The sequence below is a fragment of the Lutibacter agarilyticus genome (genome assembly GCF_900188235.1).
Lineage (GTDB): Bacteria > Bacteroidota > Bacteroidia > Flavobacteriales > Flavobacteriaceae > Lutibacter > Lutibacter agarilyticus.
Genome location: NZ_FZNT01000005.1, coordinates 1 through 18,676, shown reverse-complemented (window position 1 = coordinate 18,676; position 18,676 = coordinate 1). Strand labels below are relative to the sequence as shown.

The following is an 18,676-nucleotide window of genomic DNA, read 5'->3' as shown; positions in this document are numbered from 1 at the left end:
AAGAGGCTTTACTGCTTCCTGGATTGCCTTCGAGTCCGATTTCAATGGAAACAATGTCATAGTTGAAATCTCTAAAAAAGATGGCTCTTCAATTACCAAAGCTATGGTTAGGCCTGTAGGTGATGCTTCTCCAGCGTCTATTATTGATGGCAAAGCTTATGTAACTTTTTCTGAACCTGCCAATGTAAATGTCGATATAAATGGACAGTTAGAAGATAATTATACGGGGTATGGGTACACTGGCCCTAACGTACATACAATAACTCTATTTGCAAATCCAATATTTCCAAAACCAGATATTAACAATTCCTCTGTTAGAGTTTTATATCCCAATGAAGATATTAACACATTGAATAGAAACGATTGGCAAACTATAGTTTTTGCTCCTGGTGTTCACGATATTGGTCTTGGTTTTGAAATCCTCAGCAACGAAACATTGTACATACCGGGTGATGCTGTTGTGCACGGTACTATTCATCCACCAAACTTATGGGGAAATTCAGCATCCAAAAACTTCAAAGTATTTGGATCAGGAACTATAAGTGGAGAAAATATTGTAAGACACCCCAGTGATGATGCTAATTTATTAACTAAACCCTTTACGCATCAGGCAGAGGGGTCACATTTAGAAGGTTTCGTGGTTGCTGATCCTGCTTTTCACACCTTTAATATGAATCATTCAAGTGGCAACGTAGCTAATCCTAATATTTATAAAAATCTTAAAATTTTGGCGTGGAGAATTAATAGCGATGGAATAAATGCTTTTAGATGTTCTGAGGTATCCGATTGTTTTTTTAGGACACAAGATGACGCTTTTTATTACGGTGCGCAACATGTGAACCAGCATGATAATGTGGTTTGGAATGATGCTAATGGAGCAGTTTTATTTTTGCAGAATGTTGTGGATGGTAGTACCTCAACTTTTCGAGATGTTAAAGTTATATACCATCGTGCCAATTGGCATTGGTGGGATGGAGGTAGAATTGTAAGTTTTCGCCAAAGGCCATCAGGAGTCACCATTTCAAACGTTACAGTACAAAATATTCTTATAGAAGACCCATTACCAGCATTTCCACCGTTTTATGGCACCATGATTGATGATTCTGCCGGGGTAAATATTACGCTTAATAACATTGTGATTGAAAATGTGCATCAAGAACATGATGGGGTAAGCACTAGCGGGGATGCGCAAAGAGGAAAGCCACAAAATACTTTGATAGGTGTATCAAGTCAAGTGTGGGAAAATATTTGGTTTAAAAACTGCTATTTTAATGGGGAAATATTGACCAGCTTTGAGGATGGCAATTTTTACACCGAATATGTAGACCCCAATACCGTAATTTTTAATGACCCAACTTTATCGACAGAAAAACGAATCGATTTTGAAGTAAAAATATATCCCAATCCTGTTGAAAATCATTTACATCTTGAATTTACTAACAAAACGTCGAGAAACATTCGTTTGTACGACATTGTTGGGAAATTATTATATAAAGCAGATTACAATACAGACAAAATTCAAATTGATGTAGATCAACTTAAACTTTCGGGAATTATATATGTTCAGGTGCAATCTGGGGAAATAATAGCGAATTATAAGGTCCTAGTTCGTTAATCAATAAAAATTCATTTTCCGTATTCAACCATTTGCATTTCGATAAAAAAAAAAACCAGAATAAAGCTGAAAATTTTATGCTGGTTTTTATTTTTAACTGATAATTTGAAACTGTTTTTAAAATCTTAATATGAGTTATTGTTAATTCATATAAATGACGTTAAACTCTGTAATAGAAGGTGGTGCTATTGCCTCAAGAACACTAAACCTAAGTTTGGAGGTTCGATAAGAATAGGGGAATTTAATAACCTTACAGTCGCCCATTGGTTCGTCCCCTATATATATGGTTTTCCAGACATCATTTTCTAAAATATCTATTTTGTAAGATTGAATCCTATTGGTTCTGTAATTTGAAAAGGTATCTCCTTCATCTTTAAGAGTATCTTGATATTCGAAGATCGAAATTTTATTAAACTCCTTTTTTGGATTCAAAAAAATTTCCATAATAGCTAAAGTGTCTTGCGCAACCCATCGTGTTTGCATTCCTCCGTCTAAAGCTAGTTGAGCTCCATAATGTTTTATATCGTTATTTTTCACTGAGGATACCTTAATTTTAGCATTTAAAGAAATGAACTCTCCATTTTTAGGTAGTTTTTTGCCTTTTTCTAATTGCAGACGCTTTCCAAGGGCAACGATGGTATTTGCTTCATGCTCTCTAATCAACCCTTGTTCATCAGGAGGCACATTTACCACCAAAGTATTATTATTATCGGTACACCAATAAAACAGCTCTTCCAATTCATCCAGATCACGGACAGGTCTTAAATCTTTTTTTTGAAACCAATTCCACCTTTTGCTTAAACATATCGTATTTTCATATGGAAGATAATAAGATTGACCTTGCTGTAAGTACTGCTTTTTATCAAACTTATGTGCTATTTTGGGGTCCCACAGACGGAAATCGCTTGGAAAATACTGAAAAGTATATTGGTTATTTACGGTCATAGAATCTGGTAACGCAAATTTTCTGGAACCCGGTTTTAACTCAATAGTATGGTTTACTCCAACAGCGCACTGAGGTTGTAATTTTTTTATATGTCGATAAACACGTTCTAAATTCCAATCTGAGACTTCTCGATCCCAACCACCATCAAACCACAACTCGCAAATGGTCCCATAATTAGTAAATAATTCTGTAAGTTGATTAACCATATAATCAACATATTTTTTAGGGTTCTTATCTTTATAAGATGGGTGATTACGATCCCAAAGTGAATAATACAGTCCTAGTTCAATACCATATTTTTTACACGCTTTAGCCACTTCTCCAACTACATCTGTTTTAACAAGGGAAGACCCTACATCATATTTGGTGTATTGACTATCCCATAAGCAAAAACCATCGTGATGCTTAGTAACAAGTAGGATATAACGGAAGCCTGCATCACGAGCAACACGAACCCATTGATCACAATCCAATTTGGTAGGATTATAAATTGAAACTGGAAGTGTTCCATCTGACCACTCTACGTTTGCAAAAGTATTAACTCCAAAATGTACAAACATGCCATAGCCCCGTTCAATTAGTAATTTCTGGGTTTGATTTGGGCTGGTTGAGGGTTCTATTATCTGAGCTAATATTGGATAACTAATAAATAGAAAAACGAAAACCAATTTTACAGAAACCTTCATATATAACTAATATTTAATTTTAATATCTGAGTAAAAATTCTTTTTAAGGGTTTTATTCATAGTCTGACAAATTCATTTTTTCTAGATCGCTAGGATTTACCCAATTAGTATCTTCCATAGTGAATTCTCCAGCCATAAAACGTTCGTAATAATTCCAACCTTCGTCATTAGAATATTTGTAAGTATTAAAAATGTCTCCATTACCAAACATCCGAGGATCATTTTGTTTTTTCAGCATCGTCTCCATCCTATTCTTCATTTTATTCTTAATATCATCGAACTTCGAAACATTTGCTAAGTTATTCATGCACTCCATGTCGTTGGCTGTATGATACAATTCCTCATTTACATTTCGTTTTCCCATAGACCATTGCCAATATTTGTCTTCTTCACCACTTCGGAAAAGTCTTAATATTTCTGTTTTAGTTGGAGAACCATCAATATCTAAATACCCTATTTCGGGATTTCCTGCAGGCCAAAGCGTTATGTCATAATTATACAGATACATAAAATCGTTAGAAACAATACCACGTATGGGATAGCCTTGATTCTTTGGGCGACTATAGTCGTGTCTTTCCTTTCCTATTAGAACAATGTCCCTATCCGGATTAACCTGACCTTCTTTTTCAGAAAATAAAATATCCGTCAAACTCTTTCCTGGTGAGCTATGCATACCTGAATCCTCATATTTTATTCCTGCTAGTTCTAAAAATGTAGGTGCAAAATCTATGAAACTAACCATGTCATTTACTGTTCGACCTGGATTATTAAGCCCTTTAGGCCACATAATAGCCAAGGGAACGCGATTAGAGTACATATACTCTTGAGCCTTACACCTTGGGAATGGCATACCATGATCTGATGTAAATACTACTATTGTATTATCTAATAATCCTCTTTTTTCTAGATTATTTATCATACGCTCTAGGTGAGAATCTGCATACTCAATCTCTAAAGCGTAATCCAGCATATCAGTTCTAATCACTTCATTATCTGGCCAGAATGAGGGAACTGAATCAATATCGGTAATTTTTTTTTCTCTGACCTTATTACCAGAACCAAATTCGTAATCACGATGAGGTTCCCTAGCACCGTACCAAAAAAACCAAGGCTCACTTTCCTTGGTATCATTCAAAAACACATCAAAGTTAGAAGCGTAATCTTCAGTACTCATTCTATTAGCCCATGGTCTAGTTTTAATATCATTATATGATTTTCCAATCAGCAGTCTAGATTTACCTTCTACCATACCGGAATCACCCGGGCCCCATCCTTTTCCTGTTTTTCCTGTTTTATATCCTTTCTCTCTAAGAACCTCTGGAAAAGTTTTAAACTTAACAGGAAAATTATTAACATGATTTGCACCTTCTTCCAATTGCCATGAATTACGACCTGTAATAAGAGAGGCTCTGGAAGGAGCACATTTCGCATTTGGAGTATACGCGTTAGTGAAAAGAATACCTTTTTCGGCAAGTTTATCAAATGCTGGTGTATTTACCCATTTATACCCATAGGCGCTCATATGAGGAGATGCATCATCCATTATGCAGAACAAGATATTAGGTTTACCTAACTTTTTAGTAGACTGTTTTTTACAACCGAATAAAACTAAAATAGATACTAGTAAAATAATATACTTATTCATAAACAATTTTTTAATTATTTCAGACACGTGTAAAAGGCTTTGTTTTTGTTAAAAATTAATCACGCACCTTATTGAGAACTGTATTTTAGAAAGATTACACCATTTTGGTTTATTTCAAAGTTTAATTTATTAACTTCTGTTTTATTCCAAATATCGTAGATATGGTATTTATTTTTTCCTTCTTCTAAGTTTAAATCACTCATTGAGATTGAAAATGATTTATAAGATTCTGATCGATTAAATAAACCAATCCACCCTCCATCATTGCCTTTCTGTGGTGTTTTCCATATTTCAACATCCTTATCTTCATAAATTAATTTCCCCATAATACCGTTTTGATTGCAATCCAAAACATCCTTATGAGTAATTAATTCTAATGAAAAATCATCCAAAGTTGGGAGATTTCCACCCATCATTAATGGAGAAGCAGATAAAGCCCTAAGCGTAATAAAGGTATACATCTGGTCTTTAGTAAATTTACTCTGACGGGCCCATCCTTTACCAGCCAAGAGTTCGACATTGCTTAATTCTCCGGATTCTATTTTTTTTGCTATATCTTTTTTTGTTTCATTACCAACTACTCCTTCTGGTTTTGGAGACATGAGTTGCAATTTCCCAAAAGGAATCATATCCATATCAATCCAGAAACCTGATTCTTCTTTACCCTGCCATTTTCGCCATGCATCAAAACTTTGGTTTAAGCCAACTTGATCGTCCCATATATCATGTGTTACTCTTAACATATTCGCTCGTTTAAATGACTTAATTGCATTTACATCTACATCTCCACCAGGACTAAGACTGTAAACAATTGGTCTTCCACATTGTTCAATAGCATTTGCAATAGCTTCTACCTCATCAGGAAAAGGAACTAAGTCATCATATTTTAAAAAATCAACACCCCATTCTGCCATTTGATTAATCAGGGAGTTATAAAACTCCTGGGCTCCTGGCTTTGACATATCAACCCCATAATTTTGATGATTCCATTCACAAATACTTGTAGTATCTGCAATATCCCTTGCAAAATATTCTGTACCTTTTACTTTGGTGTTTTTTTCAACGGCAACTCTTGGAATTCCTCTCATTAAATGAATTCCAAATTTTATTCCCAATTCATGACATCTATCAATAATAGGTCTTAATCCATTAGGAAAATATGTTTTTGAAGGTTGAAGAAGGCCATATTCATCAATATTTAATTCAGACGCATGCTTCTCTGCTGGGTATAAGGTGCCTTCTTGTAATTTAAATTCACCAAACCATCCAGCATCGATAACGAAATATTCATATCCATGTGGTTTAAGTTTTTTCGCAAATGCCTCAAGATTGGCAAATGCTGCTTCTTCATATAAATAAACTCCATAGCTATCAAAACTATTCCATCCCATTGGTGGGGTTTGAGCTAATTGTCTTACATCATTTATTGAACCTTGTGTGGCACCATTTTTAACCTTAAATCTTAGCCCAAGTATGCAACCGAGCAAAACGATCAAACTAATTATACTTATACTCTTTATATTCATGTTATTTAGAATATTTAAAAAATCTAATTATTATTTTATCTTCTTAAAATATGGCAAACGTTTTAAGGGTACATCTATAGTAATAACCTTTTCACCTCCTCTATATTTCTTACCTTGTTCATCAATCCATTGACCCTTAGGTAAGACTACATTTCTCGTTCGAGCCCCCTTTTCTATAACTGGAGCCACAATGATGTCGTTCCCTAAAACAAATTGATCTTTAATAGTTTCATATCCATTTCCTGGAAATGCTAACTCCATGGGCTTAACAATAGGATTACCCGTAACGGATGCTTCTTTGGCCAATTTCAAGATATGTGAACCAAATTCTTTGTGGAGATTCGCCATATCGTGGCATATCCGTTCATTAGTTTTGTTTAACACGCGCCAAGGTGCTACGGAAAATTGCATCATAGGCATTAATGCATGTACTTGTGCAGATCTAACAATCAATTCTTCATCTATAGAGGACGCGTTAAGAAAAGATTGGTATTCACCACCACCTATCATATCTGGACAGGTATAAGCATATCCCATTACGCTTTGCGACATTTGATCGGGTATTAATTTTTCTAAATCTTCCCAACGATGGCCCTTATCTCGCAAACGTTGTGCTAGTGGTAAGCCAGCCATTTTCCAAGATGCTCTGTACTCATTTAAAGGGTAATCCAATCCTAGTTCTGCAAAATATTGGGTATGATCATTAGGTGAAGATTCATTAAAGGATACCAATCCTCCTTTATAAAACTGTGCATCACCAGCATCAAACTTGAAACCATCAACACCATACTCATCCATTAGGTAATCCAATCTTCCTTTAAACCATTCTTTAGTTTTTGGATTACTTAAATCTAAGCATGCACTGGCTCCATTCCACCAACGAATAATAGCTGCTTTATTTCTAGTATTTGCCCATAAAACTTCCTGGGTTTTACCCGCATCAAGAAGCAATAATCCATCTGCTGCCAACTTTCTAAAAACCTGCGAGTCGGCACTAACAAAAGGACATACCCACAACATGACTTTAAAACCCATATCATGTAGCTTTTTCATCATTCTCTTGGGATCATTAAACCTGCGCGATGAAAATTCCCAAGTTCCATAATCCTCTTGCCAATTATCATCAATCATTAAAACTCCCGGTGGATACCCATTATCAATGATACTTTGAGCATATTCAATAATATCATCCTCATTTTGGTCATACATTAATTCTATCCAAGTATTGTATTGAGGATTCGTAAACAATAATTCATCTGGTATTTTACTATTGGATGGAAAATAATTCTGAGACACATATTTATATGCTGATTGTAGATTACTTCCAGAAGTACCTGAGTGGATTTTACCCTGATTAGAAGAAACAGACAAAATGCCATTAGAAATACTATATTTAACAGGGCTCTCACACCAAACATACCGTCCCTTACTAGACACTAAAAGTGGCTGAGCTTGATTACCGTGATTATCTCCAAATAGATTTACAGTAACCTCTGAATTATTATTATATGGGGTTTCATACCCTAAAGAACTTAAACCTCCCCACCAATACTCATCATTTTCTATTACTAAATCAATTGATTCTTTTTCCTGAGAAAAAGAAGATATATTCATTAAGAATATTGCAATACTGACAATTATATATTTCATGTTAAAATAAATACAAAAACTCCCTGCCCTTAGGCAAATACACCAACAGGGAGTTAAATAAAATTAAACTAATTACTAATAAATTAAGTCTCCTAATTAGGGTTGAACGGTAATAATTAATTCTCTAATTGTACGATTTATATCATACTCATCACCCGATGAAGTCCTATCATCTTGATATCCAGAACCTGAATATTGTTTATTACTAAGATTGGAGGCTATTAAGGTAACCACATACATTCCTGGAGTGGTATAGGTATATTCAAATGTTTTTTCATATCTATTAATTGCAAATCCAGTAGAAAAACCTCCCTCAGGAGCTAACAATGTGCTTTTATCTTCATAAAACATATCGACAATATCTTTAGTAACTTGACCTTGTAATTGAGTCATATACTCCCAAATTATATAAGCTGCTGTCAGCTTATTTGTATATTCTAGACCTACTTGTGTAGCTATATTTGTTATTATCACATCTAAATCTAATTGGTCATTTTCGCCTGCATTTTCATTATGGCTATCAATATAAGGCTGAAGAAAATCTTTAATTTTCGGTAAACTATCAGTAGCCAAGACAACAAATTCTTTGTCTACGTCTATTCCTTCTGTAAGTACTAAATGGCTATTGGCAAAATCATGCGAAGTATCACCTGTGTAAAAAACATAGGTGTCAGCTCCTCCGGATATGTTAAATGTAATGGCTTCACCAACCTGTGGATTGGCATTGTCAACGTTGAAACTAACTTCCGGTTCGGGTGCATCTGTGCTACAACTTAGGAAAGCAAGAGCTACAGAATATATTAAAAAAGACTTTATATAATTTCTCATTATTCTATTCATTATTTGATTAATAAAATTAGTATCCAGGATTTTGGACCAAATTAGGATTTGATTGCATTTCGGTGTTAGGAATAGGTAATAAATTGTGATGCTCACCTACATTATTTGCTGTTATATTCCATCCACCTCCTTCTGCAGGAGATATATTCAGTGGAGCTTGGATTCTATCTACTAAATTCCCCCAACGAGTTAAATCGAACCAACGTTTCGCTTCCCCACCTAACTCACGAGCTCTTTCGAACATAATGTATTCTTTCATAGATGCATAATCTGGATAATCTGTAGAAGAAATATCTGGTAAAATACTTGAATCATATGTCAAATTTCTTGGTAAAATATCTGCATGTAAAAAATCTCGAGTACCATCTCCATTCACATTTCTTGCCCGTGCTCTAAGTTGATTTAGGGCATCAAAAACTTCTGCATTAGGACCATTATTTACTTCATTTAGTGCCTCAGCATAAATCAGTAAAACCTCTGCATATCTAAATACAGGCCAGTTGGTATCTGCATCCCTGAACTGATAATCAGACTTTCGGACCGGATAACGTCTAAATTTTCCTATTTTCCAAACTTGCCACCAGGGTAGGTCTAAACGCAAAGTCCCGTTACCAAGAACTGTTACATGAGGGGTTGTCCATTCTTGCCTAACCATATCCGTATCTTCATACATAGTATGAAAATAGGTTGTGGCGTGAATATTTCCCCAGCTTCCACCTAATTGTGGGTTTCCTTGAAGTCCCATTTGTGCTCCAATCCAGCTTCCTTCATCGATACCGCCACTTTTATATTGCACATCAAAAATGATTTCATCATTATTTTGATTTTCAATAATAAAAATATCTGGATAATAAGGCAAAAGTGTGTATTCACTACTAGAAATGACCTCTCTGGAAAGTGTAGCTGCCATTTGAAAGTCTGCAGAGCTATCACCGTTACCATCACGTTCCATCATACTTCCCCTTGTAAGATAAACCTTAGCAAGTGCAGTTTTAGCTGCACCAGCTGTAGCTCTCCCTACTTGGGTTATTTCTGCTTTAGTATCAAGATGATCTATGGCAAATTCTAAATCGGCAATAATTTTCTCATAAACCATTGAAGCAGGATCTCTTGGTACTTCTAAATTTTCAAGAGAGTTCGTTTCAGTTTCAAAATATGGAACATCACCGAAATAACGAACTAAATTAAAATACATCAAAGCTCTTAAAAACCGGGCTTCAGCGACTAATTCATTTCTTCTGTCTACGTCCATATCTACATTGGGAACATGCGTTATGGCTGCATTAACTTCATTAATACCCTGAAAATGATCTTTCCATAAAGGTAAAACTACTTGAACGTTATCAGCTGAAAAGGTATATGTACCAATACCTCCTGCAGTATTCCAGCTTGCAGTTCTAACAAGATCTGTTGTCATAAAATATTGAAGTGGTCCAAAAACACCATTTCGCTGCAAAGCGTTATATGCACCTACTACAGCTGATTCCGCTTGATTTGCTGTTTTATAATAATTCTCAGGAGATAACTGAGATGCTGGCTCTTCCTCTAAAAAATCTTGGCAACTAGCGAAGAATATTAAAGTAACTAGGATTAACAGATAATTTTTTATATTTATCATGGTTTAACTTTTTTATAATTTAATATTATAGATTTATTGATGCTCCTATTGTAAAAGTTACCGATCTTGGATATGAAGCAAAATCTACACCAGGTCCTACTTTTGCAACTGTTCCAAAACCAGAACTAACTTCTGGATCGAACCAACCGTATCTTGTTATCATAAATGGATTATTGACTCTTGCAAATAATCTCATTGATTTTATGTAAGATTTAGGCCATATATTTGATGGTAAAGTATATCCTAAAGTAATATAATCGCACTTTAAGTATGAACCATCTTCAATTAAATTACTCTTCATAAAGTTAGAATAAGTATCTGGGACTTGACCGTGTACAGTTCCATTTGGGTTAAGAGGCGAAAAGGCATTGTCAGCGAAACCTGCTAATGTATTCCAGTTTCCATTGCCTACTCTATCTAAAAATAGTGTATTTGCATTGATGACATCATTACCATAGCTCCATCTCAAAAAGAAGCTAAAGTCAAAGTTTTTATAGTTAATTTCACTGTTAAAACCACCAATAAAATCTGGTTGGGTATTTCCAATAATAACTCTATCGTTACTATCGATAACTCCATCACCGTTTACATCTTTAAATTTTACCTGACCAGGGATATTCTCTAAAAGTTGTGAATCGGGACTGTTAGCAATTTCGGTCTGACTATTAAGAACTTGGTCCTCAATATACCCAACAAACGTACCAACTTCTTCCCCAACACGCAGCAAAATTTCATCTCTAAAATTGTAATTAAATACTCTAGAGAAATACATTTCTTCTCTTTCTCCTAAATCTAAAACTTTGGTTTTATTGGTTGAGAAAGTAAAAGCAGTATTCCATCTAAAATCCTCAGTCTCAATATTAACGGTGTTTAGAGCCAATTCAAAACCTTTACTACTTATAGAACCTACATTCTTAACGGCAGTTTGAAACCCGGAAGTTAATGGTAATTGCACATCTAATAATAAATCATTCGTTTCTTTATAATAGGCATCTGCTGTTACTGAAATCCGATTATTTAAAAATGCTAAATCTAGACCTACATTATATTGTGTAGTAATTTCCCATTGTAAATCTGGGTTAGCTATACTTCCTGGTACTTGCCCTACCGCCAAAGCATCATCAAAAATATATCTTTGAGTATTTAATCTAGCCAAAGACTGGTAGGTTGGAATTTGACTATTTCCTGTTTCACCATAAGATATTCTCAACTTAAATAAATCGAAAGTATTTGAATCTTTCATAAATTTTTCTTCCGAAGCAATCCAGCCTAAGGCTATAGAAGGAAAATACCCCCACTTATTATTAGATCCAAAGCGTGAATCGGCATCTCCTCTAAAAGAAGCCGTTAACAAATATTTATTTGCATAGGAATAGCCTAACCTTGCTAAGTATGATGCTGCAGTTGTTTCTTCTGATAAATTTACTGGAAAATCTGCTTGTGATGCCGATGATAAATCGAAAAGTCCTAGTGACTGTTCCTCAAAATTTGATGCACCAAAAGTTTGTAAGTTTACGTTTTGTGTTCTTGCTTCAAATACAGCAGTAGCATTAAAACTGTGTTTATTTACACTTTTATTGTAGTTTAAACGTGTTTGAAAATTAGTATTCTCAGTATTACGCGTTCTGAATTTGGCAAAACCATTAGGGTCTTGACCTCTTCTAACTGTAGTAGGGTAAAATTGTGAATCTGAATTCCTAAATCTATTTATACCATAACTTGTCCACCATCTTAAATTATCAGTAAGCTTGTATTCGAAAAATAAATTACCTAAAGTTCTTTCTGTTTCAGAAAAATTTTGGACTTCATCTATAAATGTTAGCACATTTTCTGAATTAAAAATAAAGGTTGGATCGTCCACAGGGAATTCACTAATTTCAAAATCATCAGGCATAAAAGGGTTTAATTGGAAGACTGTTTTTAGCAGTGAGTTTTGATCCCAAACAGTAACTAATCCTTTTGTTTTTTTTAACGAATAAGTTATGTTAGAACCAATTTTTATATTTTTCCCTATTTTTTGTTGGATATTGGCGCTTAAGTTAGTACGATTAAGATCAGAGTTTTTAATAACACCTTCTTGCCCTAAATATCCTGCTGATAATCTGTATTTCATACCGTCAGAACCACCACTAAAGCTTATGTCCGCTTGATTTGTCAAGGCAGGTCTTGTAATTCTATCTATCCAAACGCTTCCTCGTTGACCAGAATTTTTTATGTCTATCCATTGTTGTTCTTTTGTTTGATTCCCGCTATTAAGGAAGTTTAATTGTGGGCCTCGTTCTATCTGCCAATTCAAATATTCCTGGTCATTTAATATGTTTGGTGTATTAGTCATAACAGAAACTCCACTATTGTATTGAAAATTAATTTGTGGTTTTCCTGTTTTTCCTAGCTTGGTAGTTATAAGAATCACCCCGTTAGCACCTAATGCCCCATAAACAGCTGTAGCAGAAGCATCTTTTAATACTTCAATAGACTCTATATCATTAGGATTTAGATCGGCTAATGGATTTTGAGAAGGATCGCTATCATCAGGGATGATAGGAAAATTATCAATTACATATAAAGGTTGATTCCCACCTGTTAGAGTAGAACCACCTCTTATTAAAATTCTCATACCTGCTCCTGGAGAGTTGTCTGTTTGAGATATTTGAACCCCTGCAACACGACCTGCCAAGGCACTTTGAACGGAGAGTGGTCTGCCTTTTTCAATGCTGGATCCTTTCACAGAAGCTACTGCACCTGTTACATCCCCCCTTCTGGCGGTTCCGTATCCTACTACTATAACTTCATCTAGATCTGTAGTTGCTTGTTTTAATGATACATTAATATTCTGCCTACCATTAACGGTAATGTTTTGGTCGGCATACCCTATATAACTAAAAATAAGTTCAGCATCCGTACTGCTTACTCTAATTGAGTAATTACCATCAAAATCTGATGTAGTCCCAGAATTTTCTCCTTTAATAAGTATTGTAACACCGGGTAAAGGTAGCCCGTCTTGAATGCTAACTACCATCCCCGATACCTCAAGTTCTTGAGCAAAAGTGACAAAGGGTAGAAAGCAACTTAATAAAAACATTAACAAATGTCTTTTTGATTTTAGTTGGTTTTTCATAAAAAATAAATTAATTAGTTTGAATTTAATAGTTGCAGAACGAATATATCCTGCAATATTTTCATATTTGAATTAAACAAAAATTACTATTTACAAATTAACACATTTTAACAGCGTACAAGTGATCTAAAAAATCCCATAGTGTAATACATATTCGTTCTTTATTAGGTGAAAATTGGTCTTTTTTTGGGTAATTATTGTGCTTCATTCAAAATTAGAATAAATTCAAGTTTATAGAGTATAATTATTTTGTATTATTGTTTTCATGCTTAAAATTATAAAATCAATCTTCTTTCTTTTATTACTTTTAGAAAGTACTAGTCTTTATTCACAGAATAAAAGATTTCATCATATCACATCAAAACATGGACTTTCTCAAAGCGAAGTTTATTGCTTTTTAGAAGATAGCAGGGGGTTTATGTGGTTTGGAACAGTTGATGGACTTAACCGGTTTGATGGGTATAGTATAAAAATATTCAATACAGAAAAAAACAACCCAAATTCATTAAGCAATAATACCGTTCATAGCCTTTCAGAAGATAAATTTGGAAGAATATGGATTGGTACTGATGATGGATTAAATATGTACGATCCAGGTACAGAATCTATACTTCAGGTTATTCCTAGTTCTTCTACCACTCAAAAATTAAACATCCACAGTCTTCTAATTTATGAAAATCACTTATTTCTTGGAACAGGAAATGGTTTATTTAGAATTAAACTTAAAAAAAAATATAATCAATCTGAAGATCTCGCTCCACAACTAATTATAATTGATTCCGATGATCAAGATTCAAATATCTCAATTATTAATTTAAAAGAATGTAAGCAAGGAGGTTTCTGGATGCAATCTAGCTCTATAGTAAATCAAATAGTTGTTGAACCTCATAATAATAAAGCAATTATAATTGATACAGTCATTCAAGGTTCAACCTACAACTTTTTTGACTTAGTTGAAGACAATTCTAATAACTTATGGATTTCATGTAGTAGAAATGGGCTTATAAGATACAACTTAACTACAGAAAAAATGGATGTTTTTCAACCAACATCTTCCAATAATGGTCCTTCTTCACTAAAATGTTCCGAAATATCCATAGATAATAAAGGAAACTTATGGTTCGGCACCCTGGATAAAGGTGTAAATTTTATCACATGCGAACAGCTAAACAAGTCAAAAATCCAATTTGAACATATTCAACATAATCCTTATGACCCATCGAGCTTAAATTCTAACTTAATTAGAACTTTATATGTAACTAAAGATGATTTATTGTGGGTTGGAACTATTGGAGCAGGCATTAACTGTTTTGATTCAGATCAAAAAAAATTTAATCACATAAAAATTAATACAGCAACAGATAATGGTTCTAGTTTTATACGTGCTATAAATATTGATAATAACGATAACATCTGGGCAGGCACACATAGCAATGGCTTATACCAAATTAATAGATATTCAAATAAAATAACTAAACTAGGACTAGAAAACAAAACTGTTTTTTACATTACCCATTATGAGAAAGATAAATATTTCATCTGTTGTGACGATGGTTTGTATTTAATTCAAAAGAAGTCTAAAAACACAATCAAAATATTAAATCACACACTAACAAATGCCTCCTTTTACATAATAAAAGGAGAAGAGGGGTATTATTGGCTCGCATCTTTTCGTGGTGTATTTCGCCTAAAAATAGTTAACAACAAAATAGTTATTGATAAAAACTATCCTTTAAAAACATATAATTCCAACTCTCCGCAAAATTGTAGAGTTCTTTTTTTAGATAAAAAAAACAATGAGCTATTAGTTGGCACAGAAGGTGGGGGTTTACATATTCTTTCTCTGAACAATAAACAAGAAGTGATAAAAGTTAAAAAACACAAGAATAATCCATCATTAGAGAATTCAATAAGCAATAATTATATTAGATCCATAGTACAGGATGACAAAGGAACTTTTTGGGTAGGCACCTATGAAGGTCTTAATAAAATGGTTAAATCTCATAACTCCAATGATGTTTCATTCAAAACCTATACCCGAAAAGATGGCCTTCCAAACAATATGATAAACTCAATTGTTGAAGACAACGCTGGTTATTTATGGGTAGGGACTAATAATGGACTTTCCAAGTTTAACCCTATAAATGGCCAGTTTATTAATTATTTTGAAACAGATGGTCTCCAAAGCAATGAGTTTTCAGAACATGCAGTATGCAAATCGAAGACGGGTGAAATTATGATAGGAGGGATTAATGGCATAACTACCTTTTATCCAAAAAAAATAACCAAAAGCGAAAGACAACCTCAAACTACAATTACCGATTTTTTCTTAAATGATATTCGTGTAAATCCTAATCAAAAAGTAGGTAAAAATATTCCCTTAAAAAAAGGAATAACTATATCAGATACTATTACATTGCTTCCAAAACAAAACAATATTGGGTTTGATTTTTCTTCAATGCTTTATCCAAATGCAAAAAATATCAAATATGCATTTATGCTTGATGGTTTTGATAAAAATTGGCAATACACAGAATACTCTAAGACACATGCTAATTACACCAATTTAGATTATGGTAAATTCACATTTAAGGTTAAGTCTACTAATGGTGATGGTATTTGGGAAAAACAGCCTCGAGAATTATATATAAATATAAAAACACCTTTTCAATATACTTGGTATGCCTATGCATTATACCTTATTGTAATTGCCTTAACTTTAGTATACTTCTCTTACTATTCAATTATTCGTTATACTACCAAAAACAAACTTCTATTGGATATAGAACATAATCGAAAAATCCAATCTTTAAACAAACTAAGAACACAATTTTTTATCAATATATCACATGACCTCAGAACACCTTTAACATTGATAAAAGGACCTCTTGAAAATATTCTACTAGAAAAAAATATTGATAAAGACACAAAAGGAAAATTGATACTAATAAAAAGAAATGTTAAACGACTTAATTTTTTAATAGAACAGCTATTAGATGTTAGACGTGCAGAAAGCGGAAAATTAGTAGCGCAATTACATGAACGAGATATTGTTCATTTTACCAAAAAAGAAATAGCCCATTTCTCTTATGCTATTCATAAAAAAGGTCTAACTTATAATGTGAATTGTTCCTCTAAAAAACTAATAATTGGTTTTGATGCAGATATGCTTTCCAAAGTTTATTTTAACATAATTTCAAACGCAGTTAAATACACAGATCGAGGTGAAATAAACATTTTGATTAAACAAGAACATAAACAGGATGATATTTTACTTAGAAACTCTAAGTATGAATCATTTGTTAAAGTTGAAGTAAGCGATTCAGGCAAGGGCATTTCACAAGAAAGATTATCCAAGGTTTTTGAACGTTTTTATCAAGAAAACACCACAAAAGAAAAAGGCTATGGCATAGGCTTATCACATACCTATCAACTAATTGAAGCTCATGATGGATATATAGTAGCTGAAAGTAAAGAAAAATATGGAACAACAATTTGTTTTTATATTCCGGATACAACCAGTTCGTTATCACCAAATTTAAAAATAACATCTAGTGAGGATGACATTTTTAGAGAAGAAAAAGATGATGTATTGATTGAAAAATCACAACCTCACAATGATTCTGCCAAAACCATATTAATAGTAGAAGATAACGCAGATATGAGATCGTATATAAAATCTGAATTAATCAACAATTACAACATCATGGAGGCAGAAGATGGAGTAATAGGAATTAAAATAGCTAAAAACCATGACATAGACTTAATAATAAGTGATGTTATGATGCCTAACATGGATGGCATAACCTATTGTAATTATATTAAAACGAATATTAAAACCAGCCATATTCCTGTTATTCTATTAACTGCTAAAACTGACAAACAATCAAAATATAAAGGTATTGAAACTGGCGCTGATGACTATATTTCCAAACCGTTTGAAATGCAATATTTAGTTTTGCGTATAAAGAATCTACTCCATTCTAGAGAGCAATTAAGAAAAGTATTTCAGAACAAAGATACTTTTTTAGAACCTTCCTCCGTTACTGTTAACTCAATTGATGAAGAGTTCTTAAAAACTTTAATGGAAGCTGTAGAGGAAGGAATTCCCGATGTCGATTTCAACATAACCTCTTTAGAAGAAAAACTTAGTATGAGCCACTCTAATTTTTACCGTAAAGTAAAAAGTTTAACAGGTCTATCAGGTAAAGAAATATTAAACGAAATGAGGATGAAAAGGGCTAAACAAATTCTTATTGAAAATAAAAACATACGAGTTGATGAAGTTGCTTATATGGTAGGGTTTTCTAATCCAAAATATTTTGGAAAAATTTTTAAAGAAAAATTTGGTGTTTCACCCACTGAAATGAAATCAAAAAACAATTCAAAAAATAATTAAAAGTTAGATATAAGCAGTATTTTTTATCATTAAAAATAGTTTTTAATATAAAATTTTCTATCTCAATATCACTAATATTAGGGAGTATCATTTTAGGTCTTTTTATTTTTACTATTTTTTTCAATATCACTAGTATCAATGTTCCCATGTGAAATCAAACTATTAAAAGCCAGTAATTTATATTTAATAAAGCCAACTAAATTTAAAGGCTTTTTTCGCTGTGGAATGGTTTTAAGGATTGGTATTTACTTTTTGCTTTTGCCGTCATTACGAAATTTTTGATAAAAAATTATGGAAATCTGTTTATATAATAATTCCAATTTTACTAAGTTTCCATAAGAATAGACACAACAAACCACAAACATCCGTGCAGGTAATAAGGTGTTCACAATACGCTCCATTTTGTTCCATAAAGTATAATTACAAGGGTATTTTGGTTAACTAAAATTAAAACTCCTCACCTTTTAAGGGGAGGTTCCAAAGGCGGAGGGGATAAATAACTCCCTTGTACTTACCATAAATTGCACTAATCGTCCACTGGACCTACAACAAAAAACTGTACAATTAATTGCGAGACTTAAGCCGCTACATTTTGATTATACATTTCTATTTCAAATTCATTAATAGTTTTAT

9 protein-coding genes are annotated in these 18,676 nt (G+C 33.2%); 2 read left to right on the top strand and 7 right to left on the bottom strand.

Going from position 1 to position 18,676, the window contains the following annotated elements:
- The first annotated feature begins 103 nt into the window (after positions 1-103).
- Entirely contained in the window at positions 104-1,615 is a 1,512-nt protein-coding gene (locus CHB67_RS09370) for a T9SS type A sorting domain-containing protein (RefSeq protein WP_176461250.1), read from the top strand.
- A 141-nt stretch (positions 1,616-1,756) separates the two neighbouring features.
- Here the strand turns inward: CHB67_RS09370 and CHB67_RS09365 are convergent, their stop codons facing one another.
- The 7 genes from CHB67_RS09365 to CHB67_RS09335 form a co-directional block, all read right to left on the bottom strand.
- On the bottom strand, positions 1,757-3,247 hold the full coding sequence (locus CHB67_RS09365; protein WP_089381518.1) for an alpha-L-fucosidase: 1,491 nt from the start codon (positions 3,245-3,247) through the stop codon (positions 1,757-1,759).
- 52 nt (positions 3,248-3,299) lie between these two features.
- On the bottom strand, positions 3,300-4,892 hold the full coding sequence (locus tag CHB67_RS09360; protein ID WP_089381517.1) for a sulfatase family protein: 1,593 nt from the start codon (positions 4,890-4,892) through the stop codon (positions 3,300-3,302).
- Positions 4,893-4,960: 68 nt separating this feature from the next.
- On the bottom strand, positions 4,961-6,418 hold the full coding sequence (locus CHB67_RS09355; RefSeq protein ID WP_089381516.1) for a glycoside hydrolase family 27 protein: 1,458 nt from the start codon (positions 6,416-6,418) through the stop codon (positions 4,961-4,963).
- Positions 6,419-6,448: 30 nt separating this feature from the next.
- Positions 6,449-8,068, bottom strand: coding sequence for a glycoside hydrolase family 31 protein (locus CHB67_RS09350; RefSeq protein ID WP_089381515.1), 1,620 nt, complete (start codon positions 8,066-8,068; stop codon positions 6,449-6,451).
- A 96-nt stretch (positions 8,069-8,164) separates the two neighbouring features.
- Positions 8,165-8,908 carry a DUF5017 domain-containing protein gene (locus tag CHB67_RS09345; protein WP_141119700.1) on the bottom strand — a complete coding sequence of 248 codons (744 nt, stop codon included), beginning with the start codon at positions 8,906-8,908 and terminating at the stop codon, positions 8,165-8,167.
- A 16-nt stretch (positions 8,909-8,924) separates the two neighbouring features.
- A complete protein-coding gene (locus CHB67_RS09340) occupies positions 8,925-10,526 on the bottom strand; it encodes a RagB/SusD family nutrient uptake outer membrane protein (protein WP_089381513.1) in 1,602 nt (533 codons plus the stop codon).
- A gap of 25 nt (positions 10,527-10,551) precedes the next feature.
- Positions 10,552-13,644 (bottom strand): SusC/RagA family TonB-linked outer membrane protein, encoded by a 3,093-nt coding sequence (locus CHB67_RS09335; protein ID WP_089381512.1) that lies wholly within the window; start codon positions 13,642-13,644, stop codon positions 10,552-10,554.
- A gap of 265 nt (positions 13,645-13,909) precedes the next feature.
- Between CHB67_RS09335 and CHB67_RS09330 the strand changes: the two genes are divergently transcribed.
- Positions 13,910-18,043 carry a hybrid sensor histidine kinase/response regulator transcription factor gene (locus CHB67_RS09330; RefSeq protein WP_089381511.1) on the top strand — a complete coding sequence of 1,378 codons (4,134 nt, stop codon included), beginning with the start codon at positions 13,910-13,912 and terminating at the stop codon, positions 18,041-18,043.
- The last annotated feature ends 633 nt before the right edge of the window (positions 18,044-18,676 follow it).